Origin of the sequence: Sutterella faecalis (assembly GCF_006337085.1) — a bacterium.
In the GTDB taxonomy this organism is placed as follows: domain Bacteria; phylum Pseudomonadota; class Gammaproteobacteria; order Burkholderiales; family Burkholderiaceae_F; genus Sutterella; species Sutterella faecalis.
The window spans coordinates 2,441,260-2,464,463 of record NZ_CP040882.1 but is presented as its reverse complement, the minus strand read 5'-3'; the positions used below and the strand labels follow the sequence as shown (position 1 = coordinate 2,464,463).

Annotated in this window: 23 protein-coding genes; 13 read left to right on the top strand and 10 right to left on the bottom strand. The window is 60.1% G+C overall.

Annotated features, from left to right (window positions below):
* Positions 1-82: 82 nt before the first annotated feature.
* The 3 genes from FG381_RS10415 to FG381_RS10405 all read right to left on the bottom strand — a co-directional run bounded on the left by FG381_RS10415 (position 83) and on the right by FG381_RS10405 (position 3,618).
* Positions 83-1,114: a cation diffusion facilitator family transporter gene (locus FG381_RS10415; protein WP_139688729.1), complete on the bottom strand. Its 1,032-nt coding sequence runs from the start codon at positions 1,112-1,114 to the stop codon at positions 83-85.
* 271 nt (positions 1,115-1,385) lie between these two features.
* A complete protein-coding gene (gene argG, locus FG381_RS10410; protein ID WP_139688728.1) occupies positions 1,386-2,714 on the bottom strand; it encodes an argininosuccinate synthase in 1,329 nt (442 codons plus the stop codon).
* Between the two features lie 238 nt (positions 2,715-2,952).
* The gene (locus tag FG381_RS10405; protein WP_139688727.1) at positions 2,953-3,618 is read right to left on the bottom strand and encodes an NUDIX hydrolase; all 666 of its coding nucleotides are present in this window, start codon (positions 3,616-3,618) and stop codon (positions 2,953-2,955) included.
* Positions 3,619-3,981: 363 nt separating this feature from the next.
* On the opposite strand from FG381_RS10405, the gene ansB reads away from it, so the two are divergent.
* From ansB to trpA, 11 genes are all read left to right on the top strand, one after another.
* A complete protein-coding gene (ansB, locus tag FG381_RS10400) occupies positions 3,982-5,022 on the top strand; it encodes an L-asparaginase 2 (protein ID WP_139688726.1) in 1,041 nt (346 codons plus the stop codon).
* Between the two features lie 173 nt (positions 5,023-5,195).
* Entirely contained in the window at positions 5,196-6,029 is an 834-nt protein-coding gene (locus FG381_RS10395) for an ADP-ribosylglycohydrolase family protein (RefSeq protein ID WP_139688725.1), read from the top strand.
* Between the two features lie 117 nt (positions 6,030-6,146).
* Complete coding sequence (locus FG381_RS10390; protein ID WP_139688724.1) at positions 6,147-6,383, top strand: hypothetical protein; 237 nt, start codon at positions 6,147-6,149, stop codon at positions 6,381-6,383.
* A 51-nt stretch (positions 6,384-6,434) separates the two neighbouring features.
* The gene (locus tag FG381_RS10385) at positions 6,435-6,860 is read left to right on the top strand and encodes a helix-turn-helix domain-containing protein (protein WP_139688723.1); all 426 of its coding nucleotides are present in this window, start codon (positions 6,435-6,437) and stop codon (positions 6,858-6,860) included.
* Positions 6,861-6,939: 79 nt separating this feature from the next.
* Positions 6,940-7,299, top strand: coding sequence for a carbonic anhydrase (locus FG381_RS10380; RefSeq protein ID WP_139688722.1), 360 nt, complete (start codon positions 6,940-6,942; stop codon positions 7,297-7,299).
* Positions 7,300-7,585: 286 nt separating this feature from the next.
* Positions 7,586-8,953 carry an IS110 family RNA-guided transposase gene (locus FG381_RS10375; RefSeq protein WP_139687046.1) on the top strand — a complete coding sequence of 456 codons (1,368 nt, stop codon included), beginning with the start codon at positions 7,586-7,588 and terminating at the stop codon, positions 8,951-8,953.
* A 34-nt stretch (positions 8,954-8,987) separates the two neighbouring features.
* Positions 8,988-9,344: a carbonic anhydrase gene (locus tag FG381_RS10370; RefSeq protein WP_139688721.1), complete on the top strand. Its 357-nt coding sequence runs from the start codon at positions 8,988-8,990 to the stop codon at positions 9,342-9,344.
* 456 nt (positions 9,345-9,800) lie between these two features.
* Positions 9,801-10,859 carry an anthranilate phosphoribosyltransferase gene (gene trpD, locus FG381_RS10365; protein ID WP_139688720.1) on the top strand — a complete coding sequence of 353 codons (1,059 nt, stop codon included), beginning with the start codon at positions 9,801-9,803 and terminating at the stop codon, positions 10,857-10,859.
* Positions 10,856-12,439 carry a bifunctional indole-3-glycerol-phosphate synthase TrpC/phosphoribosylanthranilate isomerase TrpF gene (trpCF, locus tag FG381_RS10360; RefSeq protein ID WP_139688719.1) on the top strand — a complete coding sequence of 528 codons (1,584 nt, stop codon included), beginning with the start codon at positions 10,856-10,858 and terminating at the stop codon, positions 12,437-12,439. Before trpD ends, trpCF begins: the two co-directional genes overlap by 4 nt.
* Positions 12,440-12,484: 45 nt before the next feature.
* Complete coding sequence (gene trpB / locus FG381_RS10355) at positions 12,485-13,717, top strand: tryptophan synthase subunit beta (protein WP_139688718.1); 1,233 nt, start codon at positions 12,485-12,487, stop codon at positions 13,715-13,717.
* Positions 13,718-13,763: 46 nt separating this feature from the next.
* The gene (gene trpA / locus FG381_RS10350; protein WP_139688717.1) at positions 13,764-14,591 is read left to right on the top strand and encodes a tryptophan synthase subunit alpha; all 828 of its coding nucleotides are present in this window, start codon (positions 13,764-13,766) and stop codon (positions 14,589-14,591) included.
* 93 nt (positions 14,592-14,684) lie between these two features.
* Here the strand turns inward: trpA and panF are convergent, their stop codons facing one another.
* The 6 genes from panF to FG381_RS10320 all read right to left on the bottom strand — a co-directional run bounded on the left by panF (position 14,685) and on the right by FG381_RS10320 (position 19,520).
* Positions 14,685-16,202: a sodium/pantothenate symporter gene (panF, locus tag FG381_RS10345; RefSeq protein ID WP_139688716.1), complete on the bottom strand. Its 1,518-nt coding sequence runs from the start codon at positions 16,200-16,202 to the stop codon at positions 14,685-14,687.
* Positions 16,199-16,549, bottom strand: coding sequence for a YhdT family protein (locus FG381_RS10340; protein ID WP_139688715.1), 351 nt, complete (start codon positions 16,547-16,549; stop codon positions 16,199-16,201). The genes panF and FG381_RS10340 overlap by 4 nt, the downstream gene beginning before the upstream one ends.
* 221 nt (positions 16,550-16,770) lie before the next feature.
* A complete protein-coding gene (locus FG381_RS10335; RefSeq protein ID WP_139688714.1) occupies positions 16,771-17,667 on the bottom strand; it encodes a uracil-DNA glycosylase in 897 nt (298 codons plus the stop codon).
* On the bottom strand, positions 17,664-18,158 hold the full coding sequence (rimI, locus tag FG381_RS10330) for a ribosomal protein S18-alanine N-acetyltransferase (RefSeq protein WP_139688713.1): 495 nt from the start codon (positions 18,156-18,158) through the stop codon (positions 17,664-17,666). The genes FG381_RS10335 and rimI overlap by 4 nt, the downstream gene beginning before the upstream one ends.
* Positions 18,155-18,892 carry a tRNA (adenosine(37)-N6)-threonylcarbamoyltransferase complex dimerization subunit type 1 TsaB gene (tsaB, locus tag FG381_RS10325; protein WP_139688712.1) on the bottom strand — a complete coding sequence of 246 codons (738 nt, stop codon included), beginning with the start codon at positions 18,890-18,892 and terminating at the stop codon, positions 18,155-18,157. Before tsaB ends, rimI begins: the two co-directional genes overlap by 4 nt.
* 127 nt (positions 18,893-19,019) lie before the next feature.
* Entirely contained in the window at positions 19,020-19,520 is a 501-nt protein-coding gene (locus FG381_RS10320; RefSeq protein WP_174857867.1) for a type 2 periplasmic-binding domain-containing protein, read from the bottom strand.
* Positions 19,521-19,998: 478 nt separating this feature from the next.
* Between FG381_RS10320 and ompR the strand changes: the two genes are divergently transcribed.
* Both ompR and FG381_RS10310 read left to right on the top strand, forming a co-directional pair.
* Positions 19,999-20,721, top strand: a complete 723-nt coding sequence (gene ompR / locus FG381_RS10315; RefSeq protein ID WP_139688711.1) for an osmolarity response regulator transcription factor OmpR — start codon at positions 19,999-20,001, stop codon at positions 20,719-20,721.
* Positions 20,722-20,847: 126 nt separating this feature from the next.
* On the top strand, positions 20,848-22,308 hold the full coding sequence (locus FG381_RS10310) for an ATP-binding protein (RefSeq protein WP_139688710.1): 1,461 nt from the start codon (positions 20,848-20,850) through the stop codon (positions 22,306-22,308).
* Between the two features lie 83 nt (positions 22,309-22,391).
* Here the strand turns inward: FG381_RS10310 and FG381_RS10305 are convergent, their stop codons facing one another.
* The gene (locus FG381_RS10305) at positions 22,392-22,664 is read right to left on the bottom strand and encodes an AbrB/MazE/SpoVT family DNA-binding domain-containing protein (protein WP_139688709.1); all 273 of its coding nucleotides are present in this window, start codon (positions 22,662-22,664) and stop codon (positions 22,392-22,394) included.
* Positions 22,665-23,204: the final 540 nt, after the last annotated feature.

Here is a 23,204-nt window from a genome sequence, read left to right as displayed (position 1 = left end):
TCGTGTAAATCCCGGAGACATCCGGGTTGTGACCGAAGAAGCGAGAAGCCTCGCCCAATTCGAAGAATTGGACGGGGAGTAGTCACTGCCCGTTGCGTTCAATGGGCGCCTTCTTCGCTTTTTCTTCGCCGGCGGCATTCTTCGGGCAAATCCACCAGGGCGTCATGCAGGCCCATTCCGGCTGCACCGTTACATGATCGATGCCGAAGCGCCCCTTGATCCCCTCGCGGATCTCATGCAGGATTCTCGGCCAGCACTGATAGGAGGTAATCAGCACATGGCACTGCACGGCATCGTGCCCAGGGGAAATCGTCCAGACGTGGAGATCATGCACCTCTTCCACATCCTTTACTGAACGGATGTATTCGCCGACGGCGTCGTAGTCCGTTTTCTCAGGCGTGCTGTCGAGCAGAATCCGGATGGAGTCGCGCAGAATCGTCCAGGTCGCGTGCAGAAGGAGCGCGCCCACGAACATGGAGAGCAGCGGATCAACAATCGCCGGGCCGCCGAGCCAGATCACGGCGCCCGCAATGATTGCGGCGACCGAGCCCATCAGGTCTCCCATGACGTGAAGGAGCGCCGCGCGGGTGTTGACGTTCTTTCTGTCGCGCGAGAGCGACCAGGCCACGCCCACGTTGATGAGAAGACCCGTCAGGGCAATCGCCATCACGTTGAAGCCCGAAACGGCGGCCGGCTCCCGGATGCGCTCGAAGGCTTCAAGGAAAAGCCAGAGCACGACGCCGAGCATGATGAGGCCGTTCACGAAGGCGGCAATCACCTCCACGCGCCCGTGTCCGAAGCTGTGAACCTTGTCGGCGCCCTTCATCGCGATTCGGTTGGCGATCAGCGCAAAAAAGAGGCTCATCGAGTCGGTGAGCATATGGCCGGCATCGCCGATCAGGGCAAGGGAATTCGCGAGCCAGCCGCCAATCAGCTCAACGGCGGAGAAGGTAAGCGTAAGGAGGACGGCAAATCCGAGGACGGACCCCCGGGTCTTTTCCGAGGCGTGCGTGCGGGGACTGTCGCCTTCGCCGTGGCTGAAGAATTCCGAAGGATTTTCGAGGGGTTCCGCCTGCGCAGCGGCAAGCGCACCCTTTTGATTTTCGACTGCCATTTTTGAAATGACTCCTGCGAAAAAAAGCAGAAAAGGGCCTCGAAAATGAGAATGAATCCAAAAATCTGCGCCCGATAGAGCAAAACCGCTTTGAGGCGTTCGGGATTTCCCGGCAGCGCTTCAAAGCGGTCTTTCAACTTCTGCATTCTACAGATAGGAAAAAAGGGCCGCATCAAAATGATGTAACCCTTTGTTTCTCTTAAAGAAGAACGATTCTCAGAAGCGCTCTCTCCCTGAATGCAGGCGAAGCGCTTCTGATGCAGGAATCGCCTTACTTGTTCCCGCCCAGGAGCGGCGTCATGTCGCTGCCGGAGAGGAGGCCTTCCTTCGAGTAGATGCCGAGCTTCGCGCGGGTATCGACGATGTCGAGGTTGCGCATCGTGAGCTGGCCGATGCGGTCTTCGGCCGTGAACATCGAGTCGCCCTTTTCCATCGTGAGGCGCGAGGGTTCGTAGGTAAGGTTCGGGCTCACGGTATTGAGGATCGTATAGTCGTTGCCGCGGCGCAGTTCAAGCGTCACTTCGCCCGTGATGGCCGAAGCCACCCAGCGCATGGCGGTTTCGCGCAGCATGATCGCCTGGCTGTCGAACCAGCGGCCCTGGTAGAGATAGCGGCCGAGGCGGATGCCGTTCGTGCGGTACTGCTCGATCGTGTCCTCATTGTGGATGCCGGTAACGAGGCGTTCGTAGCAGATGAAGAGAAGCGCCATGCCCGGGGCTTCGTAGATGCCGCGGCTCTTCGCTTCAATGATGCGGTTTTCGATCTGGTCGGACATGCCGAGACCATGACGGCCGCCGATGCGGTTGGCTTCCATCATGAGCGCGACCGGGTCGGAGAACTTCTGGCCGTTGATTTCGACCGGAACGCCGTCCTTGAAGGCAACCTTCACGACTTCGGGCTCAATCTTGCAGTCCTCGCGCCAGAAGGGAACGCCCATGATCGGCTCGACAATCTTCATGCTCGAATTGAGGTGTTCGAGATCCTTCGCCTCGTGCGTGGCGCCGAGCATGTTGGAGTCGGTCGAATAGGCCTTCTCGGCAGACATGCGGTAGCTGAAGCCTTCCTTCTGCAGGAAGGCGGACATTTCAGCGCGGCCGCCGAGTTCGCGGATGAAGGTGACGTCAAGCCAGGGCTTGTAGATCTTGAGGTTCGGATTGGCAAGGAGGCCGTAGCGGTAGAAGCGCTCGATGTCGTTGCCCTTGTAGGTCGAGCCGTCGCCCCAGATGTTGACGCCGTCCTCGCGCATGGCGGCGACGAGCATCGTGCCCGTGACCGCGCGGCCGAGCGGCGTGGTGTTGAAGTAGAGCTGACCGCCCGTGGAAATGTGGAAGGCGCCCGACTGAATGGCGGCGATGCCTTCGTTCACGAGCTGAGCGCGGCAGTCGACGAGACGGGCCTTCTCGGCGCCGTATTCCATGGCGCGGCGGGGAATGGCCTCATAGTCCGTTTCATCCGGCTGAGCGAGGTTCGCCGTATAGGCATAGGGAAGCGCACCCTTGGTCTTCATCCAGCGCAGAGCGCAGCTCGTATCAAGACCGCCCGAGAAGGCAATGCCCACCTTCTCGCCAACCGGAACGCTTTGAAGAATCGTTTGAGACATGACTAGAAAACCCGTTTTAAATTCTTTTCGTAACGCCCGGGGAAATATCGGGCCGTCCATCATTATCGGCGCTGAGCGCGTGATTTTGAGGCCGAACCCGCGCTTCGGATTGCTTTTTTGGAGGTGCGCAAAGGGTATAGGCAAAACACCTTATTTCCTTTGCGTAATAGGCTGTTTTTTGTCGACAATTAGTCGAAATTCGCGAAAAATTCAGCCGCTTGCCGGCGATCATTGCGCCCTATCGCGACTCGCCGGAATGATTCCGAAGCGCCAGCGCGATGAAGGGAAGAACCTTCCGGTCGTTGGGTCTGTTGAGGAAATGAAGAAGCTCATGCGGGGGCACGAGGCTCACGGCCTGGCTTTCCCAGCCGGCGTCCTTCGGCGACCCGGCCGTGCGCCTTGCGAGGTAGTAGCGCGTGATCGTCTTCGTGCGCTCAATGTCGCAGAGGTAGCACTGGGGTTCGGCCACGATGCCGCTCTCTTCCCAGCCTTCCTTCACGGCATTGACGACGAGCGAGAGCCCCGGCTCGAGCCGACCCTTCGGGAAAGTGGCCGCGACGCCCCCGAACTGATTGGTCGGGTGCGCGAGCCAGATGCGTCCGTCAGACTCGCGAATGACGAGGCCGCTCGTGCGGCGCTTGGGGCTTTCTGGTTCCGCAGGCTCCGGAAATTTCCGATAGCGCTTCATGAGCGCGCGCCAGTCCTCCTCGCCCAGCTTTTCGTGCGTGAAGGGAATACCGTTCAGGCGCTCCGGGAGAACGCCCGGGTGCGTAACGGACCACGTGGCGGCCTCATCGGGATTAAGCCACGTCCCCGGGGCCGAACCGGGGGTCGGTGAAAAAACGGGAACCGGATCGCCGTTTTCGTCCGGCGCCGGATGAAAGTAAAGCGCTTCTTCCTGCATGCTGTTCGCGAGTTCTTTGAATTGAAGAACGCTACATTCTACGAGGCGATGTTTGCAGAAGAATGACATCGCCCGCCGGACTGAAAAGAACTTCGCTCCAGATAACGCCCACAGCTGTATTCAGTTTCGCATCGGGAAAAACCTTAACTCAAGCTGAAAGGTAAATCTGAATCAAGAAGAGCAGATAAAACCTTCCAGTCGGGCCGCATGCATCTACACTGAAGCCATCTGCAAACGAGCCTTGAGGCATACGAAATTGCTTCCTGCCGCAGCGGCTTATCAGCAGACCCGACAGGCTACGGGCCCGGTGAAGAGGCCTAGAGCCCATACCATCCGAAAAACACAAAAAAGGAGTGTTGTCACATGAACTTTAAGCATTCGTTGCTCGCCCTGACGCTCGCTGCCGCTTCCTCCGCCGCGCTTGCTCTGCCGAACATCGCCGTGCTCGCCACGGGCGGCACGATCGCAGGCGCCGGCCAGTCGGCCACGGGTTCGGCCTACAAGGCCGGTCAGGTGTCGGTCAACCACCTCGTGGCGGCTGTTCCTCAGCTCGCCAAGGTCGCCAATGTGACCCCGGTGCAGGTTGCGCAGATCGGCTCGCAGGACATGTCCGATGAAGTCTGGCTCAAGCTCGCCAAGACGCTCGCCTCTGACTGCGGCAAGTATGACGGCTTCGTCATCACGCACGGCACCGACACGATGGAAGAGACCGCCTACTTCCTGCAGCTCACCAACCGCTGCAAGAAGCCGGTCGTGCTCGTGGGCGCCATGCTCCCGTCGACCGGTCTCTCCGCTGACGGCCCGAGGAACCTCTACCAGGCTGTGATCACGGCTGCTGAACCGAAGACGGCCGAACAGGGCGTCGTCGTTGCGATGGACAACGTCGTCATCGGCGCCCGCGATGTCTATAAGACCAACACCACTCAGCCTGAAACCTTCCAGGCCATGAACTTCGGCAAGGTGGGCTGGATCTTCAACGACAAGGTCACCTACGAAGCCGTGGGCCTGCGCGCCCAGCTTCCGGCTCCGTTCGACGTGACGAAGCTCGATAAGCTCCCGAAGGTCGGCATCGTCTACAACCATGCCGGCGTTGAGAAGTATCAGGCCGAAGCGCTCGTGAAGGCCGGCTACAAGGGCATCGTCTCTGCCGGCGTCGGCAACGGCAACATCCATAAGGATGTCTGGCCCGTGCTCGAACAGGCAGCCAAGGACGGCATCGTTGTTGTCCGCGCCTCCCGCGTTCCGACCGGCTCCGCCACGAAGGACGCTGAGGTTGACGACCAGAAGATGCACTGGGTTGCCGCTCAGTCGCTCAATCCCCAGAAGGCCCGCGTGCTTCTGCAGCTGAGCCTCACGAAGACCGGCGACTGGAAGGAAGTCCAGAAGTACTTTGACAAGTATTAATTTGTCAATGTGAGCCTCCCGTCTGAGGAGGTTCGCCAGCGAGGAAATAAGCCGGCCGCACCGCTTTCGGGCGATGCGGCCGGCTTTTGTCTGGTCCTTCAGTCGTTTTTTGCCGCGAGCCGCATCAGAATGGCACTCTGCCATTCCCCTTTTTTCCTCTGGAGAACATCGTTATGCCGCTGATTGGCGCCATTGCCGGCGATATCCTCGGTTCCCGTTACGAATTCGCCAACTTCTGCGGCCGTGCGGAAGATCTCGTCATTTTTCCGCCGGACGCATTTCCGACGGACGACACCGTTCTCACCTGCGCCGTGGCAAAAGCGCTTCTCGATGCCCGGTCGTCCGACGGCACGATCGACCACGAACGCTTTCAGCACGTGATTGCACCCGCGCTCAGAAAGGTGGCGGGCGACCACGGAAGCGCCGGCTACGGCGCGCGCTTCATGCGCTGGATGCTCTCAGAGAACGCCCCTTCGCCCATGAGCTTCGGCAACGGTGCGGCAATGCGGATTTCGCCCTGCGCCTGGGCGGCGCGGACGCCCGGAGAAGCTCAGGAACTCGCGCGCATCGCAACGCTTCCCACGCACGGACACCCGGAAGGGCTGATGGGGGCGGCAGCAACCGTATGGGCAATCGACGCTTTCCGGGCCCATCAACCCGAAGAAGACATTCGAAGCGAATGGGGAAAGCGCTTCAGCGCGCTGGGCCCCCTTCCGGAATTAAGCCGCCTCACGCCTCCCATCCGGACGGATCTTTCCTGCCGAGGAACCGTACCGCTTGCGCTTCAAATTGCGCTTCAGAGCAGAAGCTACGAAGAAACCATCCGCCGGGCGGTTGCGCTCGGAGGCGACTGCGACACCATCGCTGCCATTGCGGGTTCGATTGCGGAAGGACGCTCTCCCGTGCCGCAGATGATCCGTGAAAAAGCGCTCCGTCTTCTCCCCGACGATCTTCGCCGCATCGTGCTCGACTTTGCCGAGGCCTTTCCGCTCCGGCATTTACGCTGACGACATTCGCAAACTTGCGATTTTCCCGCCATACTCTCACCTGCCGGAAGCCTCCGACCCAGAGAAGCTCCGGCAGAACGCGGCGAAAAAATACCACCCCCAAAAGGAAAAAAACACATGACCCCGGATCTCGTTGAAGATATCCTTGAAGCCATGCGCTTTCACCCCTCCGTAGAAGCCTGGGACGAACCCGGGACCATCGTCAGCATGACGACGGCAAGCGGCCCCTGCGCACTCAAGGTTGCAGAGATTTCACCCGATGAAGAGACCATTGCTGGTTATGACCTGAGAACCAAGACTTTCGTCGTCTGGCGCTTCAGTCAGATCTCAGACGTGAAGATCCTTGAGCGGTGACTTCAGAAATGCCTCTTTAACCACAGCTCCTCTCCTCTGGAGGTCTTTCCCATGCCCAGAGTCAAGCTTCATCGCCCGACCTCCCCTGACGATCGTCCTCAGGCGCCGCAGGATGAGTTTGAGGCCGGCCTTTTCCCGGAAATCGCCCCGGAACCCGCAGAACCCGAGAAGCCCAAATACGAGGCGTGGCCCGACTATGTTCCGGCAGAGCCTCAGCATGAGCGGACCTCATACCTTCCCAACGTGAAGCAGCAGGCGCTCGAACTTTTTCGCGAGGGCTGCGGCTACAAGCGCACCGCGAGCCTCCTCGGCCTCCCGGCCTACACGGTGCGCGACTGGGCGCGGCTCTACCGTGAAGGTAAATTCCACCCCCAGTCGAATAATCCGAATCTCTTTGAAGGACTCGAACGGGAAGAGGAGGAGAAAAAGGACGGTCTCTTTCATCTTCCGGACATCGTGCTTCCAGAGACGCCCTGAAGCGCTCCCGGCGGCGCCATAATTCCTCTCCCAGCATTCCGGGCGCAGCAAAAGCCCGAGAGGACAAAGGAACGCCGTCATGTCCGTCAACTTTCACGAATTAATCGAAGGCTTTCACAACTTCAAGGAATCCTATCTGCTCAAGGAACACGAGTTCTTCGACCGTCTTGCGCACGGCCAGAGCCCTAAAACCCTCGTCATCGCCTGCTGCGACTCGAGAGCGGACCCGGCGATTCTGATGGGCTGTCGCCCGGGCGACCTTTTTGTGGTGAGAAGCATTGCGGCGCTTGTGCCCGGAGCAGACCATGCCGGAGATCCGGACGCCGTCCTCGCCGCGGTGGAATACGGCGTGAAGCACCTCGACGTCGACCACATCATCGTCATGGGGCACTCCAACTGCGGCGGCATTCACGGCGCGCTTTTTCCGAAAAAATCGTGATGAGTAAAGGGCTTCCTCACCCTCTATCATGAAAGATGAGGAAGCCCTCGGCGCGCGACCTGTCTGCGTACGTTTTTTTGGTAACGTTTCTGACGCTTGCCGTCAAAAAATTGCAGCGGAACTTTCGCACCCTATATTGCTCTGTTCGCTGGCTTGAACGCTGGTGACTAGGCGTGTGGAAAAATGAGCGTAGCTTCCGGGTGGTTGCTGCGTCTACCTGTTTCTCCAACATCTTCGTGGTTGCCAGGGCTTCCTCGAACCCCAATCATTTCTTAATGGAGGGGCTATGAGTAAGTCTAACCGTACCGATACGCCATTGCGAGCTGCCCGTGCGCAGATCAGTAATCCCGAAATTACTGTTCACGCGATGTACCGCTCGGCAATAGGCATTGACGTTCATCTCAACCTACTCGTCTGCTGCCATCAGAAGCAGGTTGCAGGTCATCGTGAACAATCTGAGAGCCGGGATTTCAATACCGACCGCGCAAGCATCGATGCTTTCGCCGCCTGGTGCCGTGAATGCAATCCCGACATCATCCTTATGGAATCAACCGGGTCATTGTGGCAGAGCCCGTACGAAGCCCTCGAGAGAGCCGGCTTCACTTCTGAGCAGCTGGCTCTGATCAATGCCCGCGACGCCAAAGCGGCAGCCGGCCGCAAAACGGACCGCAAGGACGCATCACGTCTGGCGTCTCTTGCCCGAACGGGAAACTTCAAAAAATCCTTCGTGCCGGAGAAGGCCTTTCGTCTGCAGCGCGTCATTTCACGTGATCTGCAGAAGAACAGGAATGACATTTCCCGAACTTCCAATCGTTTCGGCAAGTCTCTGAATCTCACCGGATGCCGGCCTACAACGGTATTCAGCGACATCCGCGGAGGCAAAGCTGCCAGCCTCATCCTGATGGCCAAGCTCAGAGATGATCCGCACTTGTTTGATGTCATCAAGCAAAACAGCCGCCGGCTGCGGGCAAGCCCTGAGCAGATCATGCAGGCGCTCAACTTCGAAATCGAGCCGATGATGAAGGAGCAGATTCTGGCGCTCCGGAAAAAGATCGATCAGCTCGAGGAGTACGACCGAAGCACTTTCGAAAGGCTCCGCCAGCTGCAGGCTCCCTACGAGAAGGACATCCAGCTGCTCATTACCATAACGGGGATTCAGGAACGCTCGGCCCGCATGATTTACGCCGAACTCTGTGCGGATTTGAAGGACCACTTCCCCACGTCAGAGCAGTTTACTTCCTGGCTCGGCATTTGCCCGGGGGACAACACATCTGCCGGCAAACAGAAAAGTGGAAAATGCCCGAAAGGGAACAAACACCTGAGGCGCACGCTGATTGAAGCCGCCAGAGGACTTGTGGTCGGCGGTACCGCTGCGCTGAAGGAAAAATTCCAGGTGCTCAAGATGCGGCGCGGCTACAGGCGTGCCATGGTCGCCTTCGCACACCTGCTCGCACGCATCATTTATTCCGTTCTCACTCATCAGAAAGGCTTTGAGCCTTACCAGTCAACGGCGTTTCGGGACACCTTGATGGAACGAGCAAAGAACGGCGTAAAGCAGTTGCTGAAACTCAAAGGAACGAAATACGTGATCGCTGACGGCCTGGTTGTGGAGACGAAAACGGGTGCGATCCTAGGCGCAGTCGTCAGCAGTTAGCGTAGCTTCAGCAGCCTGAGAAGCAGCAGATACCATGCTGGACGTTCTTGTGAGAACGCCCGCAGGGAAGGTCGCGCGCCGAGGGCTTCCTATCTTTCGTGGAAAAATTGCCGATGAAAAATGGATCTCCCGCTGGGTATCGCTCGCCGTCCCGGTAGCCGAAGAAATCCGCCGCGAGGAGCCGCTCGCCGAAACGGAACTTCTCGCACGCCGAACGGAAGAGGGCGCTGTGCTCCTCTCGCTTGAAAATCTCCTTTCCTACGCGTGGCTTCGCGAAAAGGTGGAATCGGGAACGCTTTCGCTCCATGCGCTCTACTACGACATGAAGGCGAAGACCATGAACATCTGGAATGCCGAAAAGGAAGACTTCGAGCCGATCGTGCCCGTCTAAACTATTTTCCCTATTGACGAAGCCGCCATTCTTCAGCAATCATGTTTCCGCGCGCTTCAAAGATTCTTTGCGCGCAGAGAAACATCCTCACCTTGGCACTGGAAATGCAGAACACCTTCACGCACACGCTTCCCGTCTTCACGGGCTACTGGTGGTGGCGCCTCTCGAAAGAGCGGGTGCTCTCCCCACGTGCGCGCGTGAACTGATTCATTAAAGTTCAGAGTCGCATTTCTGAGAAAAAGCCCGCGGAACTTCATCCGGCGGGCTTTTTTCATACCTGGGCTCCTCGAAGCGAGATTCCGCGGCAAACCGAAATCCAATCCCTTCCGAAGGAATCTCCATGCAAAAGCATCAATCGAAAACCGGTTTCCGATGGCCGATGGGCAAATAGCCCCGCCTTCGTCTTCATCCCCGATTTTCATTTTTTCTGCTTTTTCACCTCTTTCGGAGTCCGTCATGCAGTCCTATTTTGAAACCCTTGCCGCCCGCCGCAATCTTTCCCGCGATGATGCCCGCAGGCTCTTCGCCCAGATTTTTGAAGGCAAGCTCGATGCCGCGCAGCTTGCCGCCTGTCTTACCGCCCTCAAGATGAAGGGCGAAACGCCCGAGGAAATCGAGGGCGCCGCCAACGCCATGGTGAATGCCGCCACGCGATTCCCTCGGCCCCGCGGCTTTGAGATCGGCGAGATTGTCGGCACCGGCGGCGACGGCGCGCAGACCATCAATGTTTCCACAACGACGGCCCTCATTGCGGCCGGCATGGGTCTTCACATTGCCAAGCACGGCAACCGCGGCGTCTCTTCAAAAAGCGGCGCTTCCGACCTTCTGAATGCGCTCGGCGTCGATATCCGCCCGACACCGGAGGAAAGCAGCGAACTTCTCACCCGCACGGGCTTCTGCTTCTGCTTCGCTCAGCTCTACCATCCGGCGATGCGCTTCGCGGGTCCCGTGCGCGCGAGCCTTCGCACCCGCACGATCTTCAATATTCTCGGGCCCCTCACGAACCCGGCGCGTCCGGACTACGCCCTGATCGGCGTCTACGATCCGGCGCTCCTTGAAACGGTTGCCGCGACGCTTCGCGAGCTCGGCATAAAGCGAGCCTTCGTGGTTCACGGAGGCGGCCTCGATGAAGTCGCCGTCCACGCCGATACGGATGCGGTTGAACTCACCGAATCGGGCGAACTCATCCGCCGCCGCTTCACTCCGCAGGATTTCGGCATTGTGGAGCCCCACGCGCTCGAGGACCTTCAGGGCGGAGACCCTGCCGACAACGCCGAAATCACGCTCGCGCTCCTGTCGGGACGCGGCACCCGGGCGCAGAAGGACTTCATTGCCGCCAACCTTTCGCTTCTTCTTCTGCTCGGCCACCGCGCGAAAACGCTTCCCGAAGCGCTCGCCATGGCGCGCCACGGGATTGCGCTCGGCTGCGGCCTGAAGACCCTGGAAGCCCACCAGGCTTTTGCCGAAGCCCACCGCAAGGCGATGGGCGAAGCTGCCGCCCGAAAGGCCGCATGATGAATCCGGCACGCTTTTCCCGTCCGCTCCCGGGTCTCGTCGCCGAGGCTGCCCGCATGAACTCGTTCATCGATCCCGAAAAAATCGACGGCACCGTTCTCGCGCCGATCGTCTCGGCGGCCTCTGAACGCGCGCAGAAGCTCCCGGCCGTCTGCGCTCTCGAAGAAGCAAAGGGAAGAGAGGAGCGCGCGGCGCTCTTCCTCAGGGCCGGCCTCGCAGAGTCCCGCACCGGGTGCTTTGAAGCTCAGCTCCGTTCCGGGGGAAGCCGCATGATTCTCGAAGTGAAGGCCGCCTCTCCCTCGAAGGGCCTCATGCGGGAAGAGGTGGACCTCACCGACTACGCGAGGGTTTACGGCCGCTATGCCGATGCCGTTTCCGTTCTGACGGAGCCGCAGTTCTTCGGAGGCTCCTTCGAGCGCCTCGCCGCGCTTCGTCTCCTCACGGAGAAGCCCCTTCTCGCGAAGGACTTCATCGTGAGCCGGGAGCAGATCCTCGCCGCCTTCCGCTCCGGCGCCGATGCCGTTCTTCTTATGCTCTCCGTCCTCTCGGACGAGGGCTATCGGCTTCTCGCGGACTACGCCCGTGCGCTCGGTCTCGAAATCCTCACCGAAGCCTCCACCCCGGAAGAAGCCCGGCATGCCGTCGAGCTCGGCGCCCGCGTGATCGGCATCAACAACCGCAATCTCCGCACGCTCGAGGTCGACCTCGCGAGGGCCCCGGCCATTGCGAATGAACTTTCAGGCCATCCCGTCATCGTTGCGGAATCGGGCTACCGGAATGCCGCCGACATTCTCGAAGCGCGCGCGAAGTCGCCTGCCATCAGGGCCTTCCTCTGCGGTTCGGCGCTTTCAGTCGCCCGCGACCTCTCGACCGGCGTCCGCGAGCTCCTTTACGGGCACTCAAAGTGCTGCGGCATCACCCGTGCCGGCGACGCCATGAATGCCCTCAAGGCAGGCGCCGTAGCGATCGGCATCATTCTTGCCCCGCGCTCGAAGCGCAGGGTGACGCTTGAAGACGCCCGCGGGCTTATCGAGGAGATCCGCCGGGGCGCGGGAGCGATCGGGCTTTCTGCTGAAATCGCGGCCGTCATCGATGCCGCTCAGTTGGACGAGGTTCCCGCCATCGCATCGGCCCTGAAGCCCGATGTCCTTCAGATTCACGGCGACCTCTCGGACGAAACGCTCAAGCGCCTTCACGCGGATTTTCCGGCGCTTCGGCTTGCCCCTGCCGTGACTCCCGAGGGGCTCTCGGCCGACGCGCTCGAGGAGCTCGCTCGACGCATTCAGAAACTGATTGAAGACAAAACCATCGACCGGGCGGTGCTCGACAGCGCCCGGCTCGGTCGGACCGGCGGCACCGGAAGGGCCTTTGATTTTTCGCTCCTCCGTTTTTTCCGGACGATTCCCCGAATCGTGATTGCGGGCGGCCTCTCCCAGGCCAACGCAGCGGCCGCCGCGCACGCTTTCGGAGAGAACTTCTTCGGCCTCGACTTCAATTCCGGGGTTGAGGACGCGCCCGGCATCAAGTCCCCGGAGAAGCTTCGCGAGGCTTTCGGCGCCATCCGGGGCATCAGCAGGTAAAGCACGCCAAACGCACCACAAAACTCTTTTCAAACGGATTTCGCCATGAAGCTCAACCCCTATTTCGGCCGTTTCGGCGGCCAGTTCGTCCCGGAAGTCCTGATTCCGGCTCTTGACCAGCTCGAAGACGCCTTCATCGATGCTGAGAAGGATCCCGCCTTTCAGCGCGAGCTCGCTGATCTCCTTGTCAACTACGGCGGACGCCCGACGCCCCTGACGCGCTGCAGAAATCTCACCCGGGGAACAAAGACGACGATCTACCTCAAGCGCGAGGATCTCATGCACGGGGGCGCTCACAAGACCAACCAGGTGCTCGGCCAGGCGCTCCTCGCCCGACGGATGGGAAAGGCCCGCATCATCGCTGAAACGGGCGCGGGGCAGCACGGCGTGGCGACGGCCCTCGCTTGCGCGCTCCTCGGCTTCCAGTGCCGCGTCTACATGGGCGCCAAGGACGTCGAGCGGCAGAAGCCCAATGTCTTTCGCATGGAACTCATGGGCGCAGAGGTCGTCCCCGTGACGGCGGGCCGGGGAACGCTCAAGGAAGCCTGCAACGCGGCGCTTCGCGACTGGGCCGGGAGCTTCCGCGACACGCACTACATGCTCGGCACCGCTGCGGGTCCGCATCCCTTCCCCACCATCGTGCGCGAATTCCAGAAGGTCATCGGCGAAGAAGCGCGCAGGCAGTTTGCGGAATTTGAGGGCGGCCTTCCCGACGCCGTCATCGCCTGCGTCGGAGGCGGATCGAACGCGATCGGAATCTTCACGGACTTCGTGCCCTTCAGGGACGTGAAGCTCTTCGGCGTCGAACCCGCGGGCCGCGGGCTCGACACGGCCTATCACGGCGCGACGCTCGAAAAGGGCACCCCCGGCATCTTCTTCGGCGCCCGCTCCTACAACATGCAGACGCCCGAAGGTCAGATTGAAGAATCCTTCTCCATTTCCGCCGGTCTCGACTTCCCTTCGGTGGGCCCGGAACACGCCTACCTCATGGAAACGGGGCGCGCGAAGTACGTGAGCGCCACCGACCGCGAAGCGCTCTCCGCATTCATTGAACTCTCGCGCCGCGAAGGCATCATCCCGGCGCTCGAGAGTGCGCATGCGCTTGCCTTTGCATTGAAGCTCGCCCGCGAGAATCCCGATAAAGAGCAAAAGCTCATCGTGAATCTCTCCGGACGCGGCGACAAGGACATCTTCCAGGTGAGCGCCCGGCTCGAAGAGGAAGGCCTCTTCATGAACGGGAAGCTTTCGCCCGATGCCGCCGAGGCGCTTCTGAAATAAAGCGCCCCTCAGGAACCCAACATTCAACTGCTGCCCTCTACCAAAAATGACTGAGCCCAATCGTTTTCAAAAACTCTTCGAAGGCCTCCGCGCCCGCCGCGAAGGCGCCTTCGTTCCCTTCGTCAACCTCTGCGACCCGGATCCCGACACCTCGAGGAAGGTCGTTGAAGCGCTGATTGAAGGCGGCGCCGATGCGCTCGAACTCGGCATTCCCTTTTCCGACCCCTGCGCAGACGGCCCAGTGATCGAAGCTTCCGCAGGACGGGCGCTCGAAGCCGGATCCACAACTGAAAAGTGCCTTGCGATCGTCAAGAGCGTTCGCGAGGCGCACCCGGACCTCCCCATCAGCCTCATGCTCTACGTGAATCTCGTGACCGCGCCGGGAATCGGGAATTTCTTCAAGGCCGTTCATTCTGCCGGGGCCGACGCGGTGCTCATTCCGGATGTGCCCATCTCAATGCGCGAGCGCGAACCGGAATGGGATGAAGCCGCCGCCCGTCAGGGCGTCTCCCTCGTTGCCATTGCGCCCCCCAGCGCAGCGCCCGAACTGCTTCGCAAAGTGGCCGAACGCTCCAAAGGCTACGTGTATCTCCTCTCCCGCACCGGCATCACCGGCACGGAGCGCGCGGCGGAAATGCCGCAGCTCTCCGAGGTTGAAGCGCTTCGCAAAGCCCATGCCGCGCCCCTTCTTCTCGGCTTCGGAATCTCAAGACCCGAACACGTTAAGGCCGCCCTCCAATCCGGCGCCGACGGCGCCATTGCGGGGTCTGCCGTAACGAAAATCATTGCGGAAAACCTTGGGGATCACGCGAAAATGCTCGCTTCCCTTCGTGCATTCGTTAAGGAAATGAAGGCGGCCACCCGTCTTTCCTGATGAAAATTCAAAAAGAGCCGGCTAAAAGAGGCGCCTTCCCGTCACGAGATGCGCCTCTTTCGTCGCGAATGAATCCTGGTTCCTGAAGCGTTCTCAATGCTGCGGGAAGAAATAGCGAAGATTCGCATTTTCCTTATCGCGCGTGAGCAGGCTTCCGGCCACAAAGAAGAACGCTGCAGCGGCAAACGCGGGCACAATGGCATGGAATCCCGCGAGATCGGGCTTCATGAAAAGCGCCCAGCCGTAGACGGCGAAACCCGCAGCGATCGAGATGAGGCAGCCTGCAGACGTTGCGCGCTTCCAGTAAAGCCCGCCCGCGAGCGGAAGCAGAAACGCAATCTCAAGACCTCCGAATGCGCCCATATTGATCCAGGCCACCAGATCCATGGGCCTGAGCGCAAAAATCATCGCCACGACGCCGAGAAAGAGCGTCGTCCCGCGCGACGCCAGAAGAAGCGCACGGGATTTGTCTTCAAATTCCGGACGCATGGCGATCAGAAGATCCTTCACCACGGCAGCAGAGGCGGCAATCAGGAGCGAACTCACGGTCGACATGGTGGCGGCAAGCGGCCCGATCAGCGTAATGCCGGCTTCGAGCGGCGTCATGTGCTGAGCGATGAGGCGCGGGATCAGATGATCCGTTGAAGCGCCGCCGAGCTCAAGCCCGGGGATGCCGCGCGCAAGGACGCCGATCGTCGTCACGCCCACCATGAGAGCGCCGCAGACGATCGTGCTCACGATCATTGCGCGGTGGAGGTCTCCCGATGTCCGGTAGCTCATGCAGCGCACCGCCGACTGCGGGAGCCCCGCCGTCCCGAAGCCGACGAGGATCCAGGCCGAAAAAAGAAGCGTCCAGGGGAGCGCCCCGCCCGCATTGGGCGAAAGCATCGTGCTCGTGGAAATGTCGCGAGCAGGATCACTTAAGCCGGCAGCGGCCACGCGCGCCATCGCGGTCGTAAGGCCCCCTGCCTCACTAACAACGGCGCTTCCCAGCATCACCATGCCGACGAGCATCAGAATCGCGCAGACCATATCGGTCCAGGCAACCGCCCTGAAGCCGCCGAAGGCGGTATAGAAAACCGTAAGCGCGCCGAAGAGAAGGAGACCGGCTTCCGGCGAAATGCCGGCAGCCTCGGAAAAGATGGCCGCGCCCCCGATGAACTGCCCCGTCATCATGGCGGTAAAGAAGAGCAAAAGCGCAATCGAAAGAATGATGGAAAGCGCCCGGCTTCCAAAGCGCTTGTCGATCAGGCCCGTGACCGTGATTGCGCCGCAGGCGCGCGATACGAGCGCCATCTTCTTGCCGAGAAGTCCGAGAATGAAGAAGCCCGCAATAATCTGCGGGGCGGCAAAAACCACCCAGCCGAGGCCGAGCTTCCAGGCAATTCCGGGACCGGACACAAAGGAGGAAACCGAACCATATGTGGCAATGAGGGTCATTGCCAGAACAAATCCCGAGAGCGAGCGGCTTCCCAGGAAATATTCCCCGCTGAATGCTCGTCCCGCTTCAAACTGACGGCTTCGCGTACGCTCCGTCCAGAGCATCGTGAAGACGAGAACGAGGAAGAAAAGGAGAAGCGGAATGAAGATGAGCACGGTGTCGGACATCATTCGGCTCCTTCAGTCGAATGGAGCTTTCGGGGCGCATCGGGCGTGATGTCGAGCGGAATGTCCCGGAAATAACGCTTCACGATCCAGACGACCGCGACAATCGAAAAAAGATAGCCGCCGGGTACGGCAGCCATGAACCAGAGCGGGAACCCGAAGAAACTTGCTTTACTCAACGAAAAGAGAAAGAGCGTTCCCCAGAAGAAAGCCGTCACGGCCGCGGCAGCCGCAAGCGTTGCAGCTGCCTCGCGCGAACAGGAGCGCAGCGCTTCATCGTAATTCGCACTCCCCGCGCATCCGCCAGGATTCTGCTCCTCGCAGCCATTCCGAAGGTTTTGAATTTCAGACATCTTTCACCCGGGATCACTCCGGTTCCACGCGATGCCTTGCGACAGCCCACATATCCGGATGACCATATGATTTAGAAGGTAAACATTGTAGGAGCAGCTCAAAGCGCGCTCGACCCGCAATCAGGCTTAGACAGCCTAGTCCGTATGGCGGAAGATTCCCCGAAGAATCCTGCATTCAAATGCCGTCGCAATGCTCCGGGGAGCTCTGCGTGCAGAGCAGGCTAATTCCAGCGCTTTTCCTTTTCGGGCGGCAGGATGCCGGCATCCCGCATGGCGCTCTTCAATAGTAACAGATCATCCCATGACTTTGCCTTTTCAAGGGGCGAGCGCAGGAGATAAGACGGATGGTAGGTCACAACGGCAGGCACGGTTCTTCCGCCGATCATGACCTGATGAATGCGTCCGCGCTGGCGCCCGATGGAGAAATTTCCCTCGAGCTTCAGAAGCGATCCGACGGCAAAGCGCCCGGCCAGAAGAAGCACCCGGGGTGCGAGGATCTCGAGCTGACGCTCGAGATAGTGTCCGCAGCAGCTGATTTCCTCGGGCTGAGGATTACGGTTCTGAGGCGGACGGCACTTGAGGACGTTGAGGATGACGGCGTCCTTCCTTCGCACGATGTTGAGCGACTCGAGCATCGAGGTCAGAAGCTGTCCGGACTTTCCAACAAAGGGAAGCCCCTGAAGATCTTCCTCCGCACCCGGAGCTTCGCCCACAATGACGAGTCCTGGTCCCGGATCGCCATCGGAAAAAACGACATGCTGGCGGCTCGACGCCATGGAGCAGAGACTGCAGGCATTCGCAAGCGCCTTCAGTTCATCCCAGCCTGCCGCGCGGATTTTTTCCGCGAGCGATTCGGGCATTCCCATGTGCGCGGTCTGAAGGGGCGCTCCCCCCTCTGCGGGCGCCTGAGCCCGGAGCACGGGCCCGGGCCGCGCACCGCTCTGCTCTTTAAGAGCCGCGGCTCCCTGAGTCGGACGGGGAGATTGAAGAGGCTCGCGGAGTTCCCTGACGAGAGTTCCGAGCTCAGGCAGAAACGGATCCTCCGTTTCTCTCAGAAGCCAGACGGGACCGAGCCCCATCGCTTCGATCATTTCGCAGTCTTCGCGGGTAAAGCTCATGCTGCGCTCCCGCCCGCATTCATGCCGCATTCCGGAAGCGGGGAAAGGCTCATGAGAAGCGCATCCTCGCGGCCCGATCCATTTTCGCCCGGATAGTATCCGCGCCGAATGCCGGTCTGCAGGAAGCCGAAGCGCTTATAGAGCCCGATGGCCGGAAGATTTCCCGCCCGGACTTCAAGATTCATGAGAACCGTTCTGCCGCGAAGCTCGCGCAGCACGAAGGAAAGAAGCTTTGAGCCGAGTCCCTGCCGCTGCATGTCGGGGCGAACGCCGATGATGAGGAGCTCCGCCTCGTCGAGCACCGTCATGACGACGGCCCAGGCGGCAATTTGTCCTTCCTTTTCAAGGATGAATCCAAGATGCCCGGCGTTAAGTGAATCGAGAAAATTCTTTTCGCTCCAGGGCGACGCTTCAACCAGCGCTTCGAGGCGCGCGAGTTGAGGCGCATCCTCCCGATGCATCGGACGGATTTCAGTGAGTGCCGTCGTCATTGAAGCCTCTCGCCGCGGGCGCGTTCAGCCATAGTGAGCGCCACGCGGTTGCGGACGTAAACCGGAGCGGCAAGCTCCGGGCTCACCACTTCGCCCGCGGCAGACATCCTGGCGGCAATGCGTCCGATCGCTTCCGGCCGGGAGCTTCGGCTCGCGACATGACATACGGCGTCGTCAAGCGCCATTTCATCGCCATAAACCAATTCCGCGCTTCCGACGAGATGGCGGGCGCCATAGGCGGAAAGGAACTTCATGGCATCCGCAGGCGCCACGATTTCCGGGCCCGCAACGCGCTCGAGCCGCGCGTCAGGGTTCTCCGGCACGCGCCAGACGCCGCCGTAGCACTCATGCATGCGGGCGTCGTTAAGCACGGCAACCACCTCGCCCGCAGGAAGGTGCTCTTCGTCCTTAAGCCACTCCGCCTGCGCTTCAAGACTTGAAACCGGCGCCGTCATGCATTCGAGCGCCCAGGCCAGACCCTGCGCCACGCCGCAGGCTACCCGAAGCCCCGTAAAGGAGCCCGGACCCGCGCCGAAGGCAATCAGGCCGAGTCGGGTCTTGTCAACGCCCGCCTCCGCAAGGAGATCGCGCACCATCGGCAGAATCAGCTCGCTGTGGCGGCTTCCGACCGTCTCCACCCGGCTGGCAATCAGTTCAGTCCCCTTGAGGAGCGCCGCTGCACAATCTTCCTGCGCAGTATCGAGCGCAAGGATCAGAGGTAAGGATCCGGACATAAAAAAAGACGCCTCTTCTCGGCTTGGGATATGGGAAGTTCAGATTATACGAGAGCGTTTCTCAGCGAAAAAAAGCCGGATCTTCCGAAAAGACCCGGCCGGCATTGCGACATGCTTGCATGGAAATTCAATGCTCGAGATGGTGCGGAGCCCGCGGAGGCGGCGGCGGCAGAGGCTGAGCAGAGCCTTCGTGAGCGCCGTGCGCGCGTCTGAACTGCATGTGCACTTCCATGATCTGCTCGCGCATCAGGCGGCGTTCCTCGCCGCAGAGCTTCGGACGCACGAGCTCCCGGCCATTGCGGGCGTCAAAGGAGAAGCGGCGGCGCAAAGCCTCGCGGTCGCGCTCGGAGAGGCACATCCTCAGACTCTTTCTCTCTTCGGGCGTCATGCTGCGCCAGTAGGAGAGCTTCGAAGATTCATCCAGGAACGGCCAGAGCCTTGCGCGTTCTTCCGCCCGCATGCTGCCCCAGAGCTGCACGCAGGGCGCTTCCGCAGTTCCGCAGTCCTTCGCCTGAGGGACGCCAGCGACGGCACCGAGCGGTTCGTCCGTGAGCTCAGCCGCAAAGGCCGGTCCTGCCGCAAGGCAGGCAGCAAGCGCAAGAACTGAAGAGCAGTAACGTCTAACCATGAAATCAAGTCTCAAAGAATGAAGGGAGGAGCCCGCGCCGGACGCATCACAGAAAGCAGCGTCCTAGAGCCATCCCCTCCGGGGTCTCTGTTGATTTCCAATATATCAGGGGGAATCTCTTCGGTTTGCGGCAAGTTTTAGTAAACCGTGACAGAACATTGCCGCTCGTGAGCATGCTTTCTTCAGAAAAAACGGCTTTCTTCTGATACTAAGCGTCAATTTGAGTCGCATAAAACATCAAAAATCCATCCTCAGAAAACCTCTAATTTACATTTACCCCTGAAAGAAACTGCTTTCGAGAGCGATCTAAGGAGATTTTTCCGGGCATGTATCTTTGACCGCGTATTTGTAACATCGAATTGCCCGAGGGTGACGCGAAGGGGAATAAGGTGAAACAATTGAAGCATTGAAATTCATTGGGAAGCCCGCAGCGAGAAGCTCGCCGGGATCTTCCTTCTTCGCCATCAGGAGCGAACAAATGGTTGAACGCACCCCCAAGATTCTTATCGTCGACGATGACCCCCGGCTGCGCGATCTTCTGCGCAGGTATCTCGGTGAAAACGGCTTCACGGTTTTTGTGAGCGAAAACGGCGAGGCGATGAAGCGCCTCTGGGTGCGCGAGCACTTCGACGTGCTGATTCTCGACCTCATGATGCCGGGCGAAGACGGTCTTGCCATTCTGAAGCGCCTGCGCTCTGAAAAGGATACGACCCCGATCATCATGCTCACCGCCCGCGGCGAGGATGTCGACCGCATCCTGGGTCTCGAACTCGGCGCCGACGACTACCTCGGCAAGCCCTTTAATCCCCGTGAGCTCCTTGCCCGCATTCATGCCGTGCTGCGCCGCCGTCCGCGTCAGGATGCGCCGGGCGCGCCGTCGCTTGAGAACGAAGTTGTCCGCTTCGGCGACTTTGAGCTCGACCTCGGCACGCGCGTTCTCAAGAAGAACGGTGAAGTCGTTCCGCTCACTACCGGCGAATTTGCGGTTCTCAAGGCCTTTGCCCGTCATCCGCGTCAGCCCCTCTCGCGCGACAAGCTGATGGAGATGGCCCGCGGCCGCGAATACGAAGCTTTCGACCGTTCGCTCGACGTTCAGGTTTCGCGCCTCAGAAAACTTCTGGAACCCGATCCCTCGAAGCCCCGCTACCTCCAGACCGTCTGGGGCCTCGGCTACGTCTTCATTCCGGACGGCCACGCCTGATTGACATTTCGACGACGCCCGTTTACAAGAAGAGGACGTACGGTCTCAAAAGAAGCCCGTGCGTCCTTTTTGCCTTCTGATGGCGGCGGCTCCTGAGCCTCAAACTCTCTCTTTTCTCCTTCTGCCGTGTCCTGGATCTCACAACTCAAAACGAGCCGCCCGAGCCTCTTCTGGCGGACGTTTCTCCTCCTCTGCGGACTCCTCTTCTTCTCCGTGATCGGGTGGCTGCAGAGTTTTCGCGTGCTCTCCGAACTCCCTTATTCGCAGGGGGTGGCCCAGCACATCGTTTCGACAGTCAATCTCACCAAGTACGCACTCGTCACCGCGGATCCCCTCTACCGCGTGGATCTCCTCAAGACGCTCGCTGCCCGCGAGGGCGTGCTCATCTCGCCGCGCGACCCCACGGACAAGATCTTCCGGATTTCGAGCGAAGGCTACAACGGTCTGATTGATCAGCTTGTGAAGACGTCTCTCGGACCCGATACCATCCTTGCCACGCGCGTGAACGGCAATGACGGCCTCTGGGTGACCTTCGACATTGACGGCGACACTTACTGGCTGCAGACGAAGGACGACGTGCTCGATCCCCCGTACGGCACCACCTGGCTCTGGTGGGCGCTCGCGGCCGGCATTGCGTCTCTTTTCGGCGCCACGCTTCTCGCGCGCCATGTCGTGCAGCCCCTCGCAAGACTCTCGGCCTTTGCGCGCGAGATCAGTCAGGGAAAGAAGCCCGACCCCCTCCCCGAAGACGCCACCACGGCTGAAATTCAGGCGGTCAATGTGAGCTTCAACCGCATGGTGGAGGATCTCGGGCACATGGAAGCCGACCGCGAGCTGCTTCTTGCCGGCGTCTCGCACGACCTCCGCACCCCGATCACGCGTCTGCGCCTTGAGGTCGAACTTGCTGATCTTCCCGGCGACTCCCGCGAAGCCATGGTGAGCGACCTCGAGCAGATGGAAAACATCGTCAACCAGTTCCTGGCTTATGCGCGCCGCACCAACGAGGATCAGGTGATGGTGAATTTCGGCGAGGCCGTGACCGCAGCCATCCACAACGCACGCATTGAAACCGATTCTTCCGTGGAACTCACGGCAAGCAATCTCCCCGACGACATCTTCGTCATGGCGCATCCGCTTGAGCTCTCGCGCGCCATTCAGAACCTCATCGTCAATGCCCAGCGCTACGGCAGAAGCGACGACGGCATTCTGAGGCTCTCCATGACGCTTACGAAGAGCCCCGACGGACGCACGGCAACGCTTGCCGTTGCCGACCAGGGGAAAGGCCTCCCCGAAGACCAGCGCGCCCGCGTGATGCGCCCCTTCGAGCGCGGCGAATCGGCGCGCTCGGGCGTGACGGGTTCAGGCCTCGGACTCGCCATCGTCGACCGCATCGTGAAGCGCTCGGGCGGCTCGGTCGAGCTTGCGGACGCAGATCCTCACGGTCTCCTCGTGCTCGTCAACTTCCCGGTTCTCCAGCCCTCAACCCTCAAGAAGGCGCTCAAGGAACAGGACAAGGCGGCGCAGAAGCTCGCGAAGGAGGAAGGCCTTGTTCCGCCCCCTTCGATGGAAGACAAAAAGAATTCCTGAAGCGCGACCGCACAGAAAGCAAAGCCCGGATGAGTTCTCCCTCATCCGGGCTTTGCTTTCTGGTTTACTTTCAGCCGCTCGCGTCAGAAGCCTCCGGCGAGAAGGGCAAGCACTCCGCCGCGGTTCATTTCGCGGCTGCGGCCCGAACAGGCCTGCTGCACCGAACGGGCAGCACGCTGGGCGCGAGTGCGCAGACTCGAAGCGTGAGCCGCTTCACCTGCTTTTTTTACAACAACCGTACCGTCAGGCGCGATGGAAAAATCCACACTGGAATTGCCTTCCGCAAGACCGAGATAATCGCGAATTTCCTTAGGAATAGTGACCTGACCCTTGATGGTGAGACGATGCGTCGCCATGACCGTTGCTCCTCTTTAGCCGTCTTCAGACCCCTTGTCTGGGCGCGGCAATTCGAAACGAAATCCAGCCCGGAGCATTCGCGTGCCTCCTTTGCACGCCGCGGGCGCTCCCACCCTCACTCGCCCGTCAGTCGGAACGCCTTGATTCTTTTTGGGTGCATTGATGCCCTTCCCTCAGGAGGGAATGCATGAGAACTCAAAGAGAAGAAAAAGCCTTCCGGCGACGCAGACATCACGGATGGGTTCAGGTTCTGAACCCCTGTTGCCTATGCCCGAATAATGATGTGTTTCCCCCGCAGGGAATTGGGCGCAACTCGCACAGACCGGGAGGGACCCGGCATTGTGCTTGGGTTCCCCGCTCGAGTCTGCGGGGAATTCCGGGAGCGCCGGATCAAAACTTCGTGATCCTGCTCCCGGCATCGGGAAAAGGAACGCTTCCTTTTCCGTTCATGATGCTGTGAGGGTTAACGCTATAGATCTTTATATCGAAAAGCAAGTCTTTGGAAGGATCCATCCCATTGATCCGCTACGGCAACCACC

What these genes read in the sequence shown, in the direction of transcription:
- FG381_RS10415 (WP_139688729.1), bottom strand. Translation starts at nt 1,114, where the DNA reads ATGGCAGTCGAAAATCAAAAGGGTGCGCTTGCCGCTGCGCAGGCGGAA.
- argG (WP_139688728.1), bottom strand. Translation starts at nt 2,714, where the DNA reads ATGTCTCAAACGATTCTTCAAAGCGTTCCGGTTGGCGAGAAGGTGGGC.
- FG381_RS10405 (WP_139688727.1), bottom strand. Translation starts at nt 3,618, where the DNA reads ATGCAGGAAGAAGCGCTTTACTTTCATCCGGCGCCGGACGAAAACGGC.
- ansB (WP_139688726.1), top strand. Translation starts at nt 3,982, where the DNA reads ATGAACTTTAAGCATTCGTTGCTCGCCCTGACGCTCGCTGCCGCTTCC.
- FG381_RS10395 (WP_139688725.1), top strand. Translation starts at nt 5,196, where the DNA reads ATGCCGCTGATTGGCGCCATTGCCGGCGATATCCTCGGTTCCCGTTAC.
- FG381_RS10390 (WP_139688724.1), top strand. Translation starts at nt 6,147, where the DNA reads ATGACCCCGGATCTCGTTGAAGATATCCTTGAAGCCATGCGCTTTCAC.
- FG381_RS10385 (WP_139688723.1), top strand. Translation starts at nt 6,435, where the DNA reads ATGCCCAGAGTCAAGCTTCATCGCCCGACCTCCCCTGACGATCGTCCT.
- FG381_RS10380 (WP_139688722.1), top strand. Translation starts at nt 6,940, where the DNA reads ATGTCCGTCAACTTTCACGAATTAATCGAAGGCTTTCACAACTTCAAG.
- FG381_RS10375 (WP_139687046.1), top strand. Translation starts at nt 7,586, where the DNA reads ATGAGTAAGTCTAACCGTACCGATACGCCATTGCGAGCTGCCCGTGCG.
- FG381_RS10370 (WP_139688721.1), top strand. Translation starts at nt 8,988, where the DNA reads ATGCTGGACGTTCTTGTGAGAACGCCCGCAGGGAAGGTCGCGCGCCGA.
- trpD (WP_139688720.1), top strand. Translation starts at nt 9,801, where the DNA reads ATGCAGTCCTATTTTGAAACCCTTGCCGCCCGCCGCAATCTTTCCCGC.
- trpCF (WP_139688719.1), top strand. Translation starts at nt 10,856, where the DNA reads ATGATGAATCCGGCACGCTTTTCCCGTCCGCTCCCGGGTCTCGTCGCC.
- trpB (WP_139688718.1), top strand. Translation starts at nt 12,485, where the DNA reads ATGAAGCTCAACCCCTATTTCGGCCGTTTCGGCGGCCAGTTCGTCCCG.
- trpA (WP_139688717.1), top strand. Translation starts at nt 13,764, where the DNA reads ATGACTGAGCCCAATCGTTTTCAAAAACTCTTCGAAGGCCTCCGCGCC.
- panF (WP_139688716.1), bottom strand. Translation starts at nt 16,202, where the DNA reads ATGATGTCCGACACCGTGCTCATCTTCATTCCGCTTCTCCTTTTCTTC.
- FG381_RS10340 (WP_139688715.1), bottom strand. Translation starts at nt 16,549, where the DNA reads ATGTCTGAAATTCAAAACCTTCGGAATGGCTGCGAGGAGCAGAATCCT.
- FG381_RS10335 (WP_139688714.1), bottom strand. Translation starts at nt 17,667, where the DNA reads ATGAGCTTTACCCGCGAAGACTGCGAAATGATCGAAGCGATGGGGCTC.
- rimI (WP_139688713.1), bottom strand. Translation starts at nt 18,158, where the DNA reads ATGACGACGGCACTCACTGAAATCCGTCCGATGCATCGGGAGGATGCG.
- tsaB (WP_139688712.1), bottom strand. Translation starts at nt 18,892, where the DNA reads ATGTCCGGATCCTTACCTCTGATCCTTGCGCTCGATACTGCGCAGGAA.
- FG381_RS10320 (WP_174857867.1), bottom strand. Translation starts at nt 19,520, where the DNA reads ATGGTTAGACGTTACTGCTCTTCAGTTCTTGCGCTTGCTGCCTGCCTT.
- ompR (WP_139688711.1), top strand. Translation starts at nt 19,999, where the DNA reads ATGGTTGAACGCACCCCCAAGATTCTTATCGTCGACGATGACCCCCGG.
- FG381_RS10305 (WP_139688709.1), bottom strand. Translation starts at nt 22,664, where the DNA reads ATGGCGACGCATCGTCTCACCATCAAGGGTCAGGTCACTATTCCTAAG.